Source organism: Streptomyces sp. MA5143a, assembly GCF_900290235.1.
GTDB lineage: Bacteria > Actinomycetota > Actinomycetes > Streptomycetales > Streptomycetaceae > Streptomyces.
Map to the genome: position 1 here is coordinate 45,414 of NZ_OLMK01000008.1, position 17,730 is coordinate 63,143.

The 17,730-nt window shown below is 71.5% G+C and carries 13 protein-coding genes; 6 read left to right on the forward strand and 7 right to left on the reverse strand.

Annotation, left to right across the window (positions count from 1 at the left end; genetic code table 11):
• Position 1 precedes the first annotated feature (1 nt).
• Genes SMA5143A_RS02530 through SMA5143A_RS02540 form a run of 3 tightly spaced genes read right to left on the reverse strand, consistent with a single transcriptional unit; the run spans position 2 to position 3,368 of the window.
• On the reverse strand, positions 2 to 1,363 hold the full coding sequence (locus SMA5143A_RS02530; RefSeq protein WP_107461200.1) for an alanine racemase: 1,362 nt from the start codon (positions 1,361 to 1,363) through the stop codon (positions 2 to 4).
• The gene (locus tag SMA5143A_RS02535) at positions 1,360 to 2,382 is read right to left on the reverse strand and encodes an ornithine cyclodeaminase family protein (protein WP_181361687.1); all 1,023 of its coding nucleotides are present in this window, start codon (positions 2,380 to 2,382) and stop codon (positions 1,360 to 1,362) included. Before SMA5143A_RS02535 ends, SMA5143A_RS02530 begins: the two co-directional genes overlap by 4 nt.
• On the reverse strand, positions 2,379 to 3,368 hold the full coding sequence (locus SMA5143A_RS02540) for a TauD/TfdA family dioxygenase (protein ID WP_107461177.1): 990 nt from the start codon (positions 3,366 to 3,368) through the stop codon (positions 2,379 to 2,381). Before SMA5143A_RS02540 ends, SMA5143A_RS02535 begins: the two co-directional genes overlap by 4 nt.
• A gap of 282 nt (positions 3,369 to 3,650) precedes the next feature.
• Between SMA5143A_RS02540 and SMA5143A_RS02545 the strand changes: the two genes are divergently transcribed.
• The 4 genes from SMA5143A_RS02545 to SMA5143A_RS43670 are packed head-to-tail and all read left to right on the forward strand — an operon-like array spanning position 3,651 to position 8,720.
• A complete protein-coding gene (locus SMA5143A_RS02545) occupies positions 3,651 to 5,186 on the forward strand; it encodes an ABC transporter substrate-binding protein (protein WP_107461178.1) in 1,536 nt (511 codons plus the stop codon).
• Complete coding sequence (locus tag SMA5143A_RS02550) at positions 5,171 to 6,196, forward strand: ABC transporter permease (RefSeq protein ID WP_107461179.1); 1,026 nt, start codon at positions 5,171 to 5,173, stop codon at positions 6,194 to 6,196. Before SMA5143A_RS02545 ends, SMA5143A_RS02550 begins: the two co-directional genes overlap by 16 nt.
• On the forward strand, positions 6,193 to 7,008 hold the full coding sequence (locus SMA5143A_RS02555) for an ABC transporter permease (protein WP_107461180.1): 816 nt from the start codon (positions 6,193 to 6,195) through the stop codon (positions 7,006 to 7,008). The genes SMA5143A_RS02550 and SMA5143A_RS02555 overlap by 4 nt, the downstream gene beginning before the upstream one ends.
• Positions 7,005 to 8,720, forward strand: coding sequence for an ABC transporter ATP-binding protein (locus SMA5143A_RS43670; RefSeq protein ID WP_258193242.1), 1,716 nt, complete (start codon positions 7,005 to 7,007; stop codon positions 8,718 to 8,720). Before SMA5143A_RS02555 ends, SMA5143A_RS43670 begins: the two co-directional genes overlap by 4 nt.
• A 19-nt stretch (positions 8,721 to 8,739) precedes the next feature.
• Here the strand turns inward: SMA5143A_RS43670 and SMA5143A_RS02570 are convergent, their stop codons facing one another.
• The 3 genes from SMA5143A_RS02570 to SMA5143A_RS02580 all read right to left on the reverse strand — a co-directional run bounded on the left by SMA5143A_RS02570 (position 8,740) and on the right by SMA5143A_RS02580 (position 11,702).
• A complete protein-coding gene (locus tag SMA5143A_RS02570; protein WP_107461182.1) occupies positions 8,740 to 9,297 on the reverse strand; it encodes an RICIN domain-containing protein in 558 nt (185 codons plus the stop codon).
• Between the two features lie 99 nt (positions 9,298 to 9,396).
• Positions 9,397 to 10,866 (reverse strand): APC family permease, encoded by a 1,470-nt coding sequence (locus SMA5143A_RS02575; protein ID WP_107461183.1) that lies wholly within the window; start codon positions 10,864 to 10,866, stop codon positions 9,397 to 9,399.
• Positions 10,867 to 10,967: 101 nt separating this feature from the next.
• Positions 10,968 to 11,702 (reverse strand): FadR/GntR family transcriptional regulator, encoded by a 735-nt coding sequence (locus SMA5143A_RS02580; protein WP_107461184.1) that lies wholly within the window; start codon positions 11,700 to 11,702, stop codon positions 10,968 to 10,970.
• Positions 11,703 to 12,317: 615 nt separating this feature from the next.
• Here SMA5143A_RS02580 and SMA5143A_RS02585 point away from each other — a divergent pair.
• Both SMA5143A_RS02585 and SMA5143A_RS02590 read left to right on the forward strand, forming a co-directional pair.
• Entirely contained in the window at positions 12,318 to 13,772 is a 1,455-nt protein-coding gene (locus tag SMA5143A_RS02585) for an amino acid permease (protein ID WP_181361688.1), read from the forward strand.
• Positions 13,773 to 13,909: 137 nt separating this feature from the next.
• Positions 13,910 to 14,458, forward strand: a complete 549-nt coding sequence (locus SMA5143A_RS02590; RefSeq protein ID WP_107461185.1) for a hypothetical protein — start codon at positions 13,910 to 13,912, stop codon at positions 14,456 to 14,458.
• Between the two features lie 115 nt (positions 14,459 to 14,573).
• Here the strand turns inward: SMA5143A_RS02590 and SMA5143A_RS02595 are convergent, their stop codons facing one another.
• Positions 14,574 to 17,681, reverse strand: a complete 3,108-nt coding sequence (locus SMA5143A_RS02595; RefSeq protein WP_107461186.1) for an RICIN domain-containing protein — start codon at positions 17,679 to 17,681, stop codon at positions 14,574 to 14,576.
• Positions 17,682 to 17,730 lie beyond the last annotated feature (49 nt).

A 17,730-nucleotide genomic window follows, 5' to 3' on the forward strand; every position in this document is an offset into this window, starting at 1 on the left:
CCTACGGGTGGCGGTCGAGACGCCAGCGGGGGCGGACGGAGGGGGAGTCGTGGGCCGGCGGTTCGACGACGACCTTGGGCGGCAGCGGCAGCTCGTGGAACGGGGACTCGTTGGAGTCCATCTGGTAGCCCGCCGTGTTCAGGTACACCAGCAGGTCGCCGGTGGCCGGGCGGACGGGGAAGGGGATCTTCCGCCAGGTCAGCAGGTCCGACTCCAGGCAGGTGGCGGCGCCCACACAGGCCGGGTACGGGCCCGCGTCGGCGAGGTCCGCCCGGTCGGCGGGGACGACGACCGGGTCGGGCAGGAACTCGCTCTCGAACCACTGCTCGGACAGGCTGAGGCTGCTGCCGTCCACGGTGAGGATGTCGTAGCCGTCGCGTTCCTTGACGCCCTGGACCCGGAAGACGCTGCACCCCGCCTGGTCCAGCAGCGCCCTGCCCGGCTCGACGAGCAGCGTCACCCCCGCCTGACGCACCAGGTCGGCCAGGCTCGACGTCTCGTCCGCCGGGGTCGAGGCGAGCAGGGCGGCGAGGGCGTCCGCGCCGGCGACGGGGGAGTGGTACGGGTAGTAGCCGGAGAAGGTCTTGTTCCGGTGGAAGTGCTCGGGCCGGGTGCTCTCGTGGAAGCGGCGCCAGTCGTCCGCGCCCACGTAGTCCACCGCGAAGCCGCCGCCCACGCTGACCCGGTCGGCGCGCAGCCCCAGGGTGCGGGCGTGCGCGCACAGCCGTACCGCCCGGGCGGCCAGGTCGGCCCGTTCCTGGATGTCGTAGCCGGAGAGATGGAAGCTGAACCCCGCCAGGTCCACGTGCCCGGTGCGGCAGCGGCCGAGGGCCGTCGCCGTCTCGGTGTCGTCCAGGCCGAAGCGGCTGTGCGGTTGCCCCGGCGGGAGCAGGCGCAGCAACACCTGGGCGGTCCGGTCCAGTTCGCGGGCCAGGGCGAGGACGTGGTCGAGTTCGTCGAGGGCGTCCACGGCGATCAGCGCCCCGTGCAGCACGGAGACCCGCAGCAGATGGGCGTCCTTGGCCGGGCCGGTGATCACCAGGTCGGTGCCGCGCACCCCGGCCGCGAGCGCCTCGCGCAGCTCCCCGTGGCTCGCCACGTCCACGCCCAGGCCCGCCACGGCGGCCCGCTCCACGAACACGGACGCCTTGTTGGCCTTCTTGGCGTAGTACACGCGGCCGTCCACGCCCGCCGACGCGAACGCCTCCCGGAACGCGGCGGCGTTCGCGTCGAACCGCCGCGGGAACAGCGCGTGGTAGGGGCCGCCGAGGCCGTGGCCCAGCTCGTGCAGGAGGGAGCGGCCGGGCGGTTCGAGGAGGGCGCGCACCTCGTCGGTGGTGTGGGAGGGGAGGGCGGTCGTCACGTCCACAGCGGCACCGCCGTGCCCAGGCCCTGGGCGAGCGCGAGCTGGGCGAACCGGTGGCCGAGGGCGATGTCGGTGACGACCAGCCCGCTGTTGTACGCGAAGATCCGCTGCCCCGGGTCCGTGCGGCCCTCGGCGCGGCCCGCGAGCACCTCGGGGAACTCGGCGTGGACGGCCCGGAGTTCGCCGTCGGCGTCGGCCATGTCGGTGCCGGTGACCCGCATCTGGGCCTCGCTGGTGGCGATGACGCGGTCGGCGGTGTGCAGGGTGGAGGGCGCGATGCCGTACCCGATCAGCACCGACAGGGCGGACGGCCCCAGCCACTCGGCCTCCACGGCCGCGGGGGTGCCCGGTCCGGCGGTGGCGAGGACGACGTCCGCGTCCGCGGCGGCGGCCCGCAGATCCGTCACGATCTCCAGCTCCCGGTCGGGGAAGTACGCGTGGAGCTGCTCGCGCACGGCCCGGATGCCGTCCGGGTGGGTGCCGAAGAGCATCAGCCGCTCCAGGTCCGGCAGGGTGGTCAGCAGGAACGGCAGCGCCAGCCGGCCCTGGGTACCGGTGCCGATGACCAGGGCGCTGCGGCTGTCCGGCGCGGCGAGCTCCCGGGCCAGCAGGGCGGAGACCGCCGGGGTGCGCAGGGCGCCGACGCGGCCGCAGTCCAGCATGGCGACCGGCAGGCCGGTCTCGTCGTCGTAGAGGGTGAGCGTCGTGTAGTAGTGCTGCTTGTCGCGGTCCTCGTGGAGGCCGTACTTGTAGGAGGTCTTGATCGCGACGACTCCGCGCACCCCGTCCCGGCCGAGCATCGCGTAGGCGACGGAGTGGCCGTCCTCGGGCTTGACGGTGAGCTTGCGCGGGTTGTCGGAGCGGCCGTCCGCCAGGGTGCGGTACGCCTGCTCCACCACGGAGACCACATCGGTCAGCGAGATGTCGATGCCGGCCACGTCGCTGGTGCTGAGAATCCGCAGGGTCTTGTCGTCGGGCGCCACGGCGGTCCCTTCCGGGGTGTCGATGCGGGTCATGCGTAGGCCTCCACGGCGGCCTGGCCGTAGCCGTGCTCCGACTTCTCGGCCGGCGGCCTGGTGCTCCGGCCCCCGACCCGCACAGAGGAACGTTTCAGCCAGCGGTCCGTGCCGTCGTAGCGGGCCTGGAAGGGGACCCGGCCGTGGACGACGAGGTCGTTGTCGACGACCAGGACCTCGCCGGGGTTCAGGCTCACCGCGACGCTCACGCGGGCGAGTTCGTCCTCCAGCCGGGCGTAGGCCGCGCGGTGATCCTCGGGTGCCTGGTCCAGCGGGGTGTAGGCGGGGTCGAAGCGCAGGGTCAGGCCGTCCTCGGACGCCCAGAGCGTGGGCACGGCCGGTGGCTCGCCGGCGTAGCCCTGGGCCTCCTCGTAGGCGTCGTCGGGCAGGATCGGCAGCACCGGACGGCTGAGCAACTCGACCTCGTGGTCGTCGAGTTCGACCTGGCGGATGCTGGCGGCGGTGGTGGCGACGGAGTCGTGGTTGCGCATGCAGCCGAGGACCAGCAGATGGGCCCGGCCGGGGTGGAACGCGTCCTCGGTGTGCGGGCTGAGCAGCACACTGCTGCTGGCGCCGGTCTGTTCCTCCTCGTGTCCGGAGGACGGCACGATGTTGTGGACGAAACGGCCTTCCTGCTGGCCCTCCCAGGCGATGGGGGTGCCCATCACCGTCGAGAGCAGCAGCAGGGCCACGTCGTATACGGCTCCGGCGTCACCGGCGGTCGACCAGTGGTCGGGTGTGGGGCCGATCTCGGTGTCGTCGACGGGCAGGCCGCGCAGTACGAACAGGCCGTCGGCGGTGTCGACGGGGCGGCAGGCGTGGCGTATCGCGTCGCTCAACGAGACGGCTACGGCGGGGACTTCGGCCAACAGGCCGGGGTGGGCCGAGGACCCGTCGTACCTGGCCAGGAGGGTGTGGGCGGCGGCGGTCAGTTCGGCCACCGAGTCGGGGTCGAGCAGGCGTACGGGTGCGGTTCCCGTGGGCATGGGTGACTGTCCGTTCCAGTGCGGGGGGTACGGGGCAGCGCGTTGCTGGTCTACGGGCACGGAGAAGAAGGCCCTCCGGAGCGGGCCGCGTGGTCGGTGCGGCGCCGGGAAGCCCTGCTGAAACATAGCCAGGCCCGCGGTGACAGGCAAGGCTTACCTAAGTAGGATCTAGGTCACGTGAAGTCGGTCTTGTCACACAGGAGTTGCACAAGGTAGGTAAGGCTAAGCAAATCTCGGTCACTGCGGGAAAATGAGGAACACGTGGAGCTGACGCGACGTCACATGCTCTGGCTCGGCGGCGCCATCGGCGCGGGCGCCCTGCTCACCGCTTGCGGTGGGGGCGGCGACGAGGAGCCGAACGCGGCCGCCGGCGGCGGCTCTGCCGAACCCGTCAAGGGCGGCACCCTGCGGGTCGGCGCCCTGGGCAGGGCCGGCGCCATCACCCGGGACCCGCACGGCAGCCAGGCCAACGAGAGCGACTACCTCATCCTCAGCCTGATCTACGACACCCTGACCGTCCCCGGCGCCAAGCCCAACACCGAGCCCCGCCTCGCCGCGAGCTGGAAGGCCTCGGACGACCTGAAGACCTGGCGGTTCACGATCGCCAAGGGCGCGAAGTTCCACGACGGGTCCCCCGTCACCGCCGACGACGTCGCCTTCTCGCTCAAGCGACTGCGCGCCACCCCCGCCGGCGCCTCCCGGCTGCCCGGCATCCAGGCGAAGAACATCTCCGCCGACGGCACCGACACCGTCGTGATCGTCTCCGACTACGCCAACGCCGAACTGCCCCTGCTGGTGCGCCTCACCACCTTCGTCGTCCCCAAGGGCACCACCGACAAGAACATCGCCAAGGCCCCCGGCACCGGCCCCTTCAAGCTCGACTGGTTCCGCGGCGGCAACGCCCGCCTCGTCCGCAACGACGACTGGTACGGCGGTGACGTGCACCTCGACGCCATCGAGGTCAAGATCTTCGAGAGCCCCCAGGCGATGGCGAGCGCCCTGCTCGCCGGCCAGATCGACCTCGCCTCCAACGTCGGCGCCGTCGCCGCCCGCACGGCCGAGAGCCGGGGGGACATCAAGACCGTCCGGCGCCCCAACGACATGGCGATGCCCATCGTCCTGCGCACCGCCGACGGCCCCTTCGCCGACGCGAAGGTCCGCGAGGCGCTGCGCCTGGCCGTCGACCGCGAGGCCATGGTCAAGCAGGTCCTGTCCGGCTACGGCACCGTCGCCAACGACATCCTCGGCACCGGCGACCCCGCCTACGACAAGAGCATCCCGCAGCGCACCCGCGACCTCGCCAAGGCCAAGCAGCTGCTGAAGGAGGCCAAGTTCGACACGTCGAAGACGTACGAGCTGTACACCACCGAGGACATCGCCGGCCTCGCCGAGTCGGCCACCCTCTTCGCCACCCAGGTCCGCGAGGCCGGTGTGAAGGTGAAGGTCGTCAAGCAGGAGTCCGCCACCTTCTGGGACAAGACCTGGCTCAAGGCCGACCTCTACACCACCTACTGGGGCACCAACGACTCGGTGGTCTTCTTCGCCAGCAAGACCATGGTCTCCGACAGCGGCCAGAACGAGGCCGGCTGGAAGGACAAGGAGTTCGACACGGCCTACCAGAAGGCCATCGGCACCGCCGACGCGAGCGAGCGCACCGCACTGCTGAAGCAGCTCCAGCAGATCGAGCACGACAGCTCCGGCTACCTCCTGTGGGGCATGGCCGACGGCATCGACCTCGCCGGATCCAAGGTCAACGGGCTGCCCACACTGCCCGGTTACGGCCGGGTCCAGCTCGAGCGGGCATGGCTGGCCCGTTGACCGCTGACACGGCCGCACCCGCCGGGCCCTCTCCCCAAGGGGAGAGGGCCCGGCGACCGCGTGCTCCCCTCGCCCTGCTCGCCACCCGGGTCGGTCTCGTCGTCCTGAAACGGGCGACGCTCCTCGCGGTGCTCCTCGCGCTGGTCTTCGTCACCGTCGAACTGCTGCCGGGCGACGCCGCCGACGCCACCTCCGAGCGCGGGGAGAGCGCCACCGACACCGAGGCCCGACGCAGACTCCTCGGCCTCGACCGGCCCGTCCTCGAACGCTTCTGGGACTGGATGAGCGGCCTGCCCACCGGCGACCTCGGGGTGTCGGCACGCGGCGAGAAGGTGAGCGACCTGCTGTCCTCGGCGTTCCCCAACACCCTGCTCCTCGGCGGCCTCGCCCTGCTGCTGACCGCCGTCCTCTCCCTCGCCCTCGGCTGCTGGGCAGCGCTCCGACCAGGCGGACGCGTCGACCGCGCCGTCTGCGGCACCGCCACCGCCGTCCTCGCCCTGCCCGAGTTCGTGGTCGCCGTCGCCCTCGTCCTGCTGCTCTCGCTGTGGACGGGCTGGCTGCCCGCCGTCACCCTCACCGACGCCGACGGAACCCCCGCCGACTGGACCATGCTGATCCTGCCCGTGCTCGCCCTGACCGTCCCGCAGGCCGGCTGGAACATCCGCATCGTGCGCGCCGCCCTCGCCGACGAGGCCCGCGCCCCCCACGTGGAGACCGCCGTCCTCGACGGCCTGCCCCCGCACCGCGTCCTCACCCACCACGTCCTGCCCGGCGCCCTGCCCACCATCACCGCCGGCCTCGCCACCTCCACCGGCATGCTCCTCGGCGGCGCGGTCGTGGTCGAGACCATCTTCAACTACCCCGGTATCGGGTCGGTCCTGGCCTCCGCCGTGACCGACCGCGACAGCCCCGTCATCGCCGGTGTGACGGCCCTGTCGGGCGCGGTCATCACCGGCGTCCTGCTGCTCGCCGACCTCGTCCGGGACATGACGGCGGGAGGCCGCCGATGAGCCCCCGTACCCGCGCCGTCGCCCTGCGCGTGCTGCCCGCCCTGCTGCTGCTCGTCCTCGCCCTCGCCGGGCCCTGGCTCGCCCCCCATCCCATCGACGCCCCCGTCGCCGCCCCGTACGCGGAACCCGGCGGCGACGCCCTGCTCGGCGGCGACCAGCTGGGCCGGGACGTGCTGAGCCGACTGCTCGCCGGCGGCCGCGACCTGGTGCTCTCCTCCCTGCTCGTCGCCGCGCTGGTCACCGGCGGCGCCGCGGTCCTCGGCGCGATCGGCGCGCTGCGCCCGCGCGTCGGACGCCTGGTGGAACGGATCGCCGACGTGCTGATGCTGCTGCCGGCGGTGCTCGGCATCCTCCTCGTCACCCTCTCCTGGCCCGACGGCGGACGGTTCGCCGTGATCGCCGCCGCCGTCGTCCTCGGCGTGCCGTACGCGGTACGGCTCGCCGCCGGAGCCGCCGCCCCGGTGGCCGCCTCCGGCTACGTCGAGGCCGCCGCGGCGGGCGGTGAACGGCTGTGGCACCTCGTACTGCGCGAGGTCCTGCCCAACCTGCGCGCCACCCTGCTCGCCCTCTTCGGCCTGCGCTTCGTCGCCGCCGTCTACCTGGTCGCCACCGCCGGGTTCCTTCAGGTCGGGCCCCAACCACCCGCCGCCGACTGGGCGTTGATGATCCGGGAGAACTCCTCCGGCATCCTCCTCAATCCCTGGTCCGTGGTCGCCCCCAGCCTCGCCATCGGCCTGCTCGCCCTCTGCGTCAACCTCGCCGCGGCGGCGCTCGCACCCCAGTCCGGCCGGAAGGCGGTGACCGTCCTGTGAGCCACGCACCCGACCGGTACCGGGAGGACGGCCCTCCCGCGCCCGCCGCCCCCGACGCGACCCCCGCGGCCCGGATCACCGACCTCACCGTCGCCGCCCACGACGGGCGGATCCTCCTCCGGGACGCCCGGCTCACCCTGCACCCGGGCCGGCTGACGGCGCTGACCGGCCCCTCGGGCTCGGGCAAGACCACGCTCCTGCGCGCCCTCACCGGGCTCCTGCCCCCCGGCACCGAGCGCACCTCCGGACACGTCGAGGTCCTCGGCCACGACGTGTTCGCCCTCTCCGAACGGGACCTGCGCACCCTGCGCCGTGAACGGCTCGCCTTCGTCGGCCAGGACCCCGGCTCGGGCCTCAACCCCCGGATGCGGGTCGGCTCCCTCCTGCGCGAACTCAAGCACGACCGGACCCCGCAGGCGGTGCGGGCCCTCCTCGAAGAGGTACGGCTCCCCGACGACGGCACCCTCGTCACCCGGCGCCCGGCAGCCCTGTCCGGCGGACAGCAACGCCGGGTGGCCCTCGCCCGCGCCCTGGCCCGCCGCCCCCGGCTCCTCCTCCTCGACGAGCCGACGGCCGGCCTCCACCCGGAACTCCGCGACGACATCGGCGACCTGCTGCGCCACCTCGCCCGCGAGCACGACCTGGCGGTGGCGCTCTCCTGCCACGACCCCGAACTCGTCGCGCGCATCGCGGACGAGGTGGTGGAACTACGGGCGGGGGCGCCCGCGCCCGGTCGGTCCGGCGTGTCGGGGGGACCGCCGGAGGGGCGGGGCGAGGACCGGGCGGGGAACCGCGCAGGGGACCTGGCGAAGGGCCGGGCGGGGGGCTCGACCGGGTCCTCGGCCGGGCGTTCGCCGACGGACCGGAGGGAGGTCCGGGCCGGGGACGTGGAGCAGGGCCCGGTCGAGGGCCGGATACGGCACCGGGGGGCCGGGACCGGATCGGTGGGCGTCCCCGTGCTGGACGTGCGGGGTCTGTGCGTGGCGTTCGGCCGGCGTTCGGACGTCCCCGCGCTGGACGGTGTCTCGCTGGCCGTCGCTCCCGGGGCGGCGACCGGCATCGTCGGCGCCTCGGGCTCCGGCAAGACCACACTCGTCCGCGCCGTGGTCGGGCTCCAGCCGATCACCGCCGGCACGATCCGTCTCGACGGGGCGCCGCTGAGCACGGGCCTGCGCGGGCGCAGCCGCGAACAGCGGCGCCGCGTCCAGTTGGTCACGCAGAACCCGCTCGGTGCGCTGAACCCCAGCCGTACGGTCGGCGCCGCGCTCGGCAGACCGCTGCGGCTGCACCGGCGGTGCGCGTCCGGCGTGGCGCCGGCCCGGGTGGCGGAACTGCTCGAACAGGTCGGCCTGCCCGCCGAGTCCGCCTCCCGCTACCCGCACGAACTCTCCGGCGGACAGCGTCAGCGCGTGGCCATCGCACGGGCCCTGGCGGCCGACCCGGACGTGCTGATCTGCGACGAGGTGACCTCGGCCCTGGACACCGCAACCGCCGAGTCGATCATGGACCTGCTGGTCCGGCTGCGGGAGGAGCGCGGCACGGCCCTCGTCCTCATCAGCCACGATCTCCCGCTGATCGCCGACCGCACCGACACGGTCACCGTCCTCGACGCGGGCCGCAGCGTGGAATCCGGCCCCACGGCGACGGTCTTCACCGCCCCCACCCACGAGGCGACCCGCGCACTCCTGCGCACACCGGTGGGGGTGGTGTGAGACCGAGGCTTCTCGAAGCTCAGTACGGCTGCAACGTCCAGTGCTGAAGGGGACTGCCCGTCTCGCTCCAGATGCCGACAGGGTTGCCGTTGAGGCCACCGCTGCTGGCGTAGGCGTCCATCGGCGCGGTCCCGTTGCGCTGCATGTAGATCTTGTAGTAGTTGCCGAAGGGCACCAGCTTGAGGTTCTGCGACGCCGACTGGTTGCAGTCCCACAGCTTGAACTGCCAGCCGATGCGGCCGTCCGACTCGGCGGGATAGTCCAGGCAGCGTCCCTTGCGCTCGTTCACGAGGGCGTACGGGTAGAGGAGGTCGTGCGAGGAGATGAGCCGCCACTGCTCGCTGATGCCGCCGTTGCAGTCCCACAGCCCGACGGCGTTGCCGTTCTCACCGCCGCCGGAGTAGAAGGCGTCGAGACAGCGCCCGGTGCCGCGATTGACGAGATGGTAGACATCGCCGAGCAACGCCGCATCGGCGGTGCCGGACCGGACCGGTGCCGCCGTCGCCGAGGTGAGCGATCCGGTGATCAGTGCCGCCGCGGCGGCCGACACCGCCAGCGCACGCTGGAAGACGCGCATATGTTCCCCCTGGTCTCATGCGGGCTTGATGCGGTTCAGCGTGCGCTCGACTCGACGCCAAGGGCGACACCATTCGATCTGGTTCGAAACGAGGGCCTTTCAGTCCGCGTCGGCGACGATCGAGCCGACGCGTTCCGCGAGGGTCGGGTCGCGGCGGACCAGGAGGGTCGCGTAGCCGACGGCGGCGAGCAGCGTGGCGATCGCCGCGTACGGGAACCAGTTGTACGGCGCGGGCTGGCCGGGCTTGGCGAGGTAGTACAGCGGGACCAGGATGGCCACCGTGCCGACCGCGGGCAGGAGGAGGTGCCGTACCACCCGGAACTCCTGCGGGCGGTATCTGCGGTAGTACAGCGGCAGCGCGATGTTGGACGCCAGGTACACCAGCAGGATCAGGATGGCGCCGAGCGTCGAGGACTCGGTGAAGAAGACCACCGGGTTCATGGGGCCGCCGCCCGGGCCCAGCAGATGGCCGAGGCCCCAGCCGCCGATGATCAGCAGTGCGATGGCGGTGAAGGTGACGATCGCGTTGTTCGGGGTGCGCCTGGTGGGGTGCACATAGCCGAAGAAGGACGGCAGCAGCCCCTCCCGTCCGGCGTTGAAGACGAGGCGGGCCTGGGAGTTGATGCCCGCGATCAGCACGCCGAGGGTGGAGGTCAGACCGCCGAGGTAGGCGAGGAACGCCAGCGCGCCGAGGGTGTCGTGGGCCACCTCGATGAAGGGGATCCGGGAGTCGCCGAGCGCGGTCACGTCGTAGCCGAAGCCGGTCACCGTGGCGTAGGCGAAGAGGATGTAGCTCACCGTCATGATGGCGACGGAGGAGAACACCGCACGGCCGACGTTGCGCCGCGGGTTCTCCGTCTCCTCGGCGAGCGCCGCCGAGTTCTCCCAGCCGATGAACAGGTACACCGCCAGGGGGAAGCCCGCCGCCAGCCCCTTGAAACCGTCGCTGATGTGGCTGGGCAGGAACGGGTCGAAGGAGAGCGCGCCCCGGTGCTCCACGAGCGCCGCCACCGAGACCACGACCAGCACCAGCATCTCGGCGCCGAAGAAATAGCCGGCCCACTTCGTGGAGACCACCACGCCGCGCAGCATCAGCAGCACCGCCAGCCCGGTGAGCAGCAGCGTCCAGATGATCCACGGCAGGTCCACGCCGGTGTAGTGGTGCAGGGTGATCTGCACGAACCCGCCGGAGATCGAGACGACGCCGGCCATCGCGATGATGTAGCCCACCGCCGCCAACAGCGCCGTGGTCACCGCGCTGACCGGACCGAACGTCCTGCCGACGAACGTGATGAAGCTGCCCGCCGACGGGTGCGCCCTGGAGAACTCCGCCAGCGTGTTGCCGAGGAGCGCGACCGCGATGCCCGCGGCCGCGATGGTCAGCGGCGACGCCACGCCCGCGGTGGTGGCGAGGAAGGCGAAACCGAAGAAGAAGCTCATGGCCGGACCGACGTTGGCCATGGTGGCGGCCGCGATGTCCGCCATGCCGAGGACACCGCCGCGCAACCGCTGGGGCGCGCCGCCGGCGGGGCCCGGCGGGGACAGCGGACCGGCTCCGGGGTGGGGCATGGCGGCAACTCCTCGTGCGGTGGTGTGGCGTGATGGGTGCGCGGGATGTCGACGATCGTGCTGTCGGGCGGGTACACGGGGGCCGCCGACCGGACCGGGTGTCAGCCGTGCCGGGAACGCTGGTGCGCCTTCACCGCCCGCACGGCCCGATCGGTCGCGCCCCGCCCCAGTTCGGTGAGGAGTTCGGCGTGGCAGCCGTTGCGCTCCCGTACCGCCTCGGGCCGCGGCGGGGGCAGCAGCAGACAGAGGCGGCCGAGCAGATCGGCGGCGAACTCGCGGATCCCGGGACCGCCGAGCACCTCCGCGAGGTCGAGATGGAAGCGGGTCTCCAGCTCGGCGAGGTGCGCCGGGTCGTCCGTCCGTTCCATGTCCGCCACCAGGGAGCGCAGTCCGTCCAGCCGCTCGGCCGGCACCTCTCCCGCACCGTGCGCCACGAGGCCGCACTCCAGCAGCAGATGGAAGGCGTCCAGCGAGGCCGCCTCCTCGGTGTCGTGCGTCAGGGCGACGACGGTGTCCCAGCCCTGCGCGACGAACGTTCCGCCCGCACGGCCGCGCCTGCGGTCGAGCAGACCGTCCTGGCACATGCCCTCCAGCGCCCGGCGCACGGTGATCTCGCTGATCCCCAGCTCCTCGGCGAGGACACCGGCGTCCGGCAGCCGGTCACCGGGCCGCACCACGCGCAGCCGGATCCGCAGCGCGATCCGCGAGCGGACGAGATCGGATCCGCTCTGACCGCCGAGGGGCAGCACGCGGGCGTGGCCCACGCCGATGGCCGAGGTCGTGGGAGCGGGCCCCGGCTGGTTGTAGGGCCCGAACTTGCCCGCTGCGTTCACCACGGCGCCACCCTAACGGCCCGCTGATCGCGGCCGGGGTCCGGCGCGGGACCTGGTCCGCGGGGGCACGGGTGGTTCCCGCGAGGGGGCGGTGGTGCGGTGCATCGGGACTCCCAGGGCGAGGGACGTCGGGAGAGGAGGGCACGGTGGCGGACCGCGTTGCGGAAAAAATTAGAGCAAGGTGAACAGTTAAACAAGACCTGCCCGCGGTCGCTCGCGGGGTGGCGGGCGCAGGTCGGGTCGGCGGGCGCGCCATCACCCCTCTGAGCAGGTCGTTCGGGGCCCGGGGAGGTGTCGTCCGGCGCTCTCCGCAGAGGTCGCGGGGCGTCGTCCGAGAGCGGGACGTGCCCGGAGGGGAGCGTGCGGACGCCGGTGGTCCGCCGGCAGGACCCCTTGTTTTTTTAGATCATGCTGAACTATTTTCCTGACCGCCACCGGCACGACCGGTCCGGCAGCCACCGGGTCAGGGGCCGCGGTCCACCATGCCCTCCCCACGACCGTGATCGCCACCCGCCCCGTACCCGGCACCTCCCACGCCCGCCCCGCGGAATCCACGCGGCGACCCCGCCCGATCCCGCCGGAACCTTCCCTCGTCCCCATCTGCCTCTGGATGTCGAGATGACCACACGTCCCCCTGTATCCACCCTCGATCAGGCAACCGCCACGGACAGCGCCCCCGAAGGATCCGGTCTGCGGGCCGGGCTCAAGGACCGCCATCTGTCGATGATCGCGATCGGCGGTGTCATCGGCGCCGGCCTGTTCGTCGGCTCCGGCTCGGGCATCGCCGCCGCGGGCCCCGGGATCCTGATCTCGTACGCCCTCGTCGGCGCCCTCGTCGTCCTCGTGATGCGGATGCTCGGCGAGATGGCCGCGGCCGACCCCACCTCCGGCTCGTTCTCCGCCTACGCCGACCGGGCGCTCGGCCGCTGGGCAGGCTTCACCATCGGCTGGCTGTACTGGTTCTTCTGGGTCGTGGTGCTCGCCGTGGAGGCGACCGCCGGCGCCAAGATCCTCACCGGGTGGATCCCCGGCGTCCCGCAGTGGGGCTGGGCGCTGATCGTCATGGTCGTGCTCACCGCGACCAACCTCGGCTCGGTCGGCTCCTACGGCGAGTTCGAGTTCTGGTTCGCCGGGATCAAGGTCGTCGCCATCGCCGCGTTCATCGTGGTCGGCGGGCTCGCCGTCTTCGGGCTGCTGCCCGGCTCGGACCACCCGGCGACGGGCCTGTCCAACCTCACCGGGCACGGTGGGTTCCTGCCCCACGGACCAGGGGCGATCCTCACCGGCATCCTGATGGTCGTCTTCTCCTTCATGGGCAGCGAGATCGTCACCCTGGCCGCCGGTGAGACCGAGAACCCGCGGGCCGCGGTCACCAAGGCCACCAACAGCGTGATCTGGCGGATCGCGGTGTTCTACCTGGGCTCCATCCTGGTCGTGGTGTCGCTGCTGCGCTGGGACGACCCGGCGATCCTCAAGGACGGCTCGTACGTGGCCGCGCTGAACTCCATCGGCATCCCGCACGCCGGCCAGATCATGAACGCCATCGTGCTGACCTCGGTGCTGTCCTGCCTCAACTCCGGTCTGTACACGGCGTCCCGGATGGCGTTCTCGCTCGGCCGCCGCGGCGACGCGCCGGCTCCGTTCGCCCGCACCACCGGCCGCGGGGTGCCGCGGACCGCCATCCTGGCCTCGGTGGTCTTCGGCTTCGTCGCGGTCGCCTTCAACTACCTGTGGCCGGACACGGTCTTCCAGTTCCTGCTCAACTCCTCCGGCGCGATCGCCCTGTTCGTCTGGCTGGTGATCTGCTTCTCCCAGCTGCGGATGCGCCGGATCATCCAGCGGGAGACGCCGGACAAGCTGGTCGTCAGGATGTGGCTGTACCCGTATCTGACCTGGGCCACCATCGCGATGATCACGTTCGTGCTGTGCTACATGCTCACCGACACCGCCGACGGCGGCGGTCGCGACCAGGTGGTCCTGTCCACCCTGGTGGCCGTGGGCGTCGTCGGAGTCGCCCTGCTCCGCGACCGCCTGCGCCGAGGCCGGGCACACGACGCCGTCACCCCCTCCTAGGGGCCGCCGACGGTCGAACCGACACTCGGCGGCCGGGGGCCTGACCGTCCCCCGGCCGCCGGGCTCGCTTGAACGAGGAGCACGTCCTCGCGGAAAGTCGGGGGTGGCGGGCGGCACCGCCGCCTAAGGTCGTGGTCATGTTCAAGTCAGGGGTGGGGTTTCTCGCGTTGTTCGGGCTCGGCTGGTGGCTGCTGGGCACGAGCCCGTGGGGCGGGTGGACGCGGCTGGTCCTGATCGGCGTCGGGGGTGTCGTCACGGTGGCGCTGATGCTGGCCGCGCGCCGCTTCCTCCCCGCATCGGCAGGCGGGCCGTTCCCGGCCGACCGGCGCCGGAGGTTCAACCGGATCAACGCCCTCCAGTGGCTGCTGATCATCGCCATCGCCGCGCTGTGCCGCTCCCTCGACGTGCCGGTGCTCATTCCGCCGCTGGTCGCGGTGGTGGTCGGACTGCACTTCCTGCCGTTGGCGGTGGTGTTCGAGCAGCCCCGACTGCGCGCACCGGCCGCCCTGTTGCTCGCCTCCGGGGCCGCGGGCACGACCCTCTGCCTCACCGACGCCCCCGACGAGACCGTGCGCCTCGCGGTGGGCCTCATGTCCGCGCTCTCCCTGTGGGGCGTGGCGACCTGGACGGTCACGGCGAGGACGCCCACCACCGGCCCCGGAGCGGCCGGAGCACCGCACGCCTGACCGGAGGACCCACAAAGCGCGCCCTCCGCCTCCCCGGCCGAACCCGCGCCACCAGAACGGCGACGGTGCCGGCTCTGGGCCGGCACCGCCGCCGGGGGTCACGGTCGCTGAAGGGTCAGTCCACGCCCACCGCCCGCCACAGCTGGCCGTCGGCGTTCGTGTCCGTCGTCTGTACGAGCTGCGTGCCCGCCGTCGAGTTGGACACCGACAGCAGCTTGCCGCTGTTCACGTTCTTGATCTTGTAGTAGCCGTTCGCGTCGGCGATCGGTGTCCAGCGCCGGCTCGCGGCGTTGTCGTCGGGCTGCTGGGTGATCGTCGCGCCGTCCGTGGTGGACCCGCCGGTGACGGCCAGCAGCTGACCGCTGTTCTGGTTGACGATCTCGTAGCTGCCGTCACCGACCGCGACCCACTGCCAGCGCTGGTTCTGCGCTGCGGTGTCGTTCCACTGGATGACGTTCGCCCCGGCGGCGGTCGACGCGCCGGAGACGTCGATCGCCTTGCCGCTGCTCTTGTTGAGGACCTTGTAGAACGTGCTCCCGCCGGGGAAGGCGATGGAGGCGAACGCGTCCAGCGCGCAGACCGTGTTGGACGAGGCCGTGTTCTTCGTGCCGGTGCACACGACCTTGATCGTGTGGGGACCCGCGACGAGATCCGTCTTCTCGAACAGCACCACCTGCTTCGTCACCGTCGAGGCATACGCGTCGACGCCCGACTGCACCAGGGTGCCGTCGAGGTAGACGTCGACCTTGCCCATGTTCGGCTGCCTCATGCCGAGGTACCGCACGCCCGAGCCGGTGAACGCGTACTGGACGGAGTCGCCCGCCCTGCTCGTGAACTTCTCGGACCCGTTCATGTCCTTGGTGTCGTTCCAGTTGGACCACGTGCCGGAGTAGGTCACGCTGGCCGCCTTGTCGTCGACGTAGGCCCACGACTGCCGTACGAGGGACTTCGACGCGGGGGACGCGTTCCCCTGGGCGTCCACGACGTAGAGGCGGTACTGGCCGGCCGTCTGCGGGACGGGGATGCTCGTCGCGGTTCCGGCTGCCTTCGTCATCGTGGGCCCGACGGCGAACGTCGTCGTACCGGAGGGCGCCAGCCAGAGCGTGCTGCTCGCGTCACCGACACCGCGGACGGGAATGGACGACACGCCCTTGCCGGTGAAGGTGCTCGCGGGCAGGGCGTAGTCCTGAACGCCCACGGTGCTGCGGGGGACGAGGTCCTTGTAGGCGTCTTCCAGACCGGCGTTCACGGCGATGCCGTACGCCTGCGCGGGCCACACGCTGTCCGGGTACGCGCGCACATCCTGGATGGTGCTGTTGGGGACGCCCTTGTTGGCGATCCTGTTGAGGGTGCCGTAGGTGTTGGTGATGGTCAGGTCGTGCTGCCGGCCCCAGGTACCGGAGTTGATGGTGTAGGCCACGCCCGGGTCGACGTCGAGCACGTTGTCGTGCTCGTTGAGGTAGGCCGAGCCCTCGTCGGGGTGCATTCCGTACTTGTGGCCGGCCGGAACACCCTGGATGTGGTTGTCGCTGATCTCGGTTCCCGGCTGACTGCCCAGGGTGTAGATGGGGGCGGAGTCACCGAGCACCTGCATGGTGTCTATGAGCTGGTTGTGGCTGATGGTGTTGTTCTTCGCCGTGGTGGTCGGGTTCCCGGGCTGGATGGAGTTCGTCGAACCGTCGAAGTTCCACCAGCCCCAGCCGAGGGTGATGCCCGCCCACGGGGACTTCTCGATCCGGTTGTGCTCCACGGACAGGGAGTCCACGAAGTACGCCGACACGGGGCTGGAGCCCTGGAACAACACCGCGCTGTCGTAGAGGTAGTTGTTCGTGATCGAGATGTTCTCGCAGAGCCCCTCGACGTTCACCGGGTACTTCTCGCGGTTGGTCGAGGTGTAGTCCCCGATGTACACGTGCTGGGGGTGCCCCACGGTGATCGCGGAGCCGGCTATGTCATTGGTGACGTTGCCGGTCAGCTGGGAGTCGGTCACGTCGTTGACCATGTTGATCCCGTCGGCGCCGGTGTGCCGCACCGTGTTGCGCCGCAGGGTGATGCCGTCGGCGTTCTCGATCTGGATGATGCCAGGCGGCAGGTCGACGTTGCGGTAGGTGTACGCGTGGAAGTTCTTCCTCGCGTACACCGTCGAGCCGGCGTTGCCCTGCTGGCCCTGCCGGAAGACGGAGCCCGCCACATTGGTCAGGCCCCAGTCGGAGTGTTCGACGGTGAGCCCGGAGAACGTGATGTTCCGCGCGTGGTCGGTCGTGGACGTGCCCGCGATCCTGAGGAGGGTGGACACGTTGTTCGGCGCGAAGACCTTCGCCGACGTCATGTCCTCGGAGCCCGACTTGTAGTAGTAGACGGTGTGCTTCGCCTTGTCGAAGTAGAACTCGCCCGGTTGGTCGAGGAATTCGTACGCGTTCATGAAGGTGTGGGTGCCGCCGCCGGCGTCGAATCTGCCGTTCGGCGGTCCCTGGGCGATGGCCGCGCCCGGCTGCTGGAACAGGGCCACGCGGTTGGCGCCGTCCGCGCTCGTGGTGATCTGACGGACCCCCACGATGGCCGACGTCCAGGTCGTCTGCGTCCTGATCTCCACGTCGTCCTGGTTGGCGGCGACCGCGGGCAGATCGGTGAGGCCGTACTTGGCGCCGTCGCACTGCGAACCCGACTCCCAGGCCCAGGGAGCCTGGCCGGCCGTGATGGTGTAGGTGCCGTAGCAGCCGGCCGAGGAAACCGTCTTGGAGGCCATCTGGGCGCGCTTGCCGTCGACGTAGAGCGCGCGGAGCTTGTCGTCGCGGTCCAGCGGGGCCTTCCAGATGTTCCCGCTGTGCTGCGTCCAGCCGGTCACCGGGACACCACCGTTCAGCACCGGCTTCTCGTCCTGGTAGGCGGCGTACACGACACGGTGGCCGTTCGTCCCGGAGTCGGCCGACGTGAAGTCGATGGTGCTGCTCACGGGGTAGTTGCCGCCGCGCAGGAAGACGTTGATGTCGCCGGTCATGTCGTCGTTGACCGTGCGTACGACGTCCCGCGCGTGCCGCAGGGTCTTGAACGGCGCGGTGATCGTCCCGGCGTTGGTGTCGCTGCCGTCGGGGGCGACGTAGTACGTCGCCTGGGTCGCGGCCGAGGCCGGGGTCGACAGCGTGAGGGAGGTCAGCGGCGTCGCGGCGAGGGCCATGGCCAGCACGGCCGACAGCCTGCGGACGGGGGAGGGGAAGGGCTTCATCGTCTGCCCCTCCTACTCGATCGGTCGGTCGGGAAGGCGTTCATGCGGC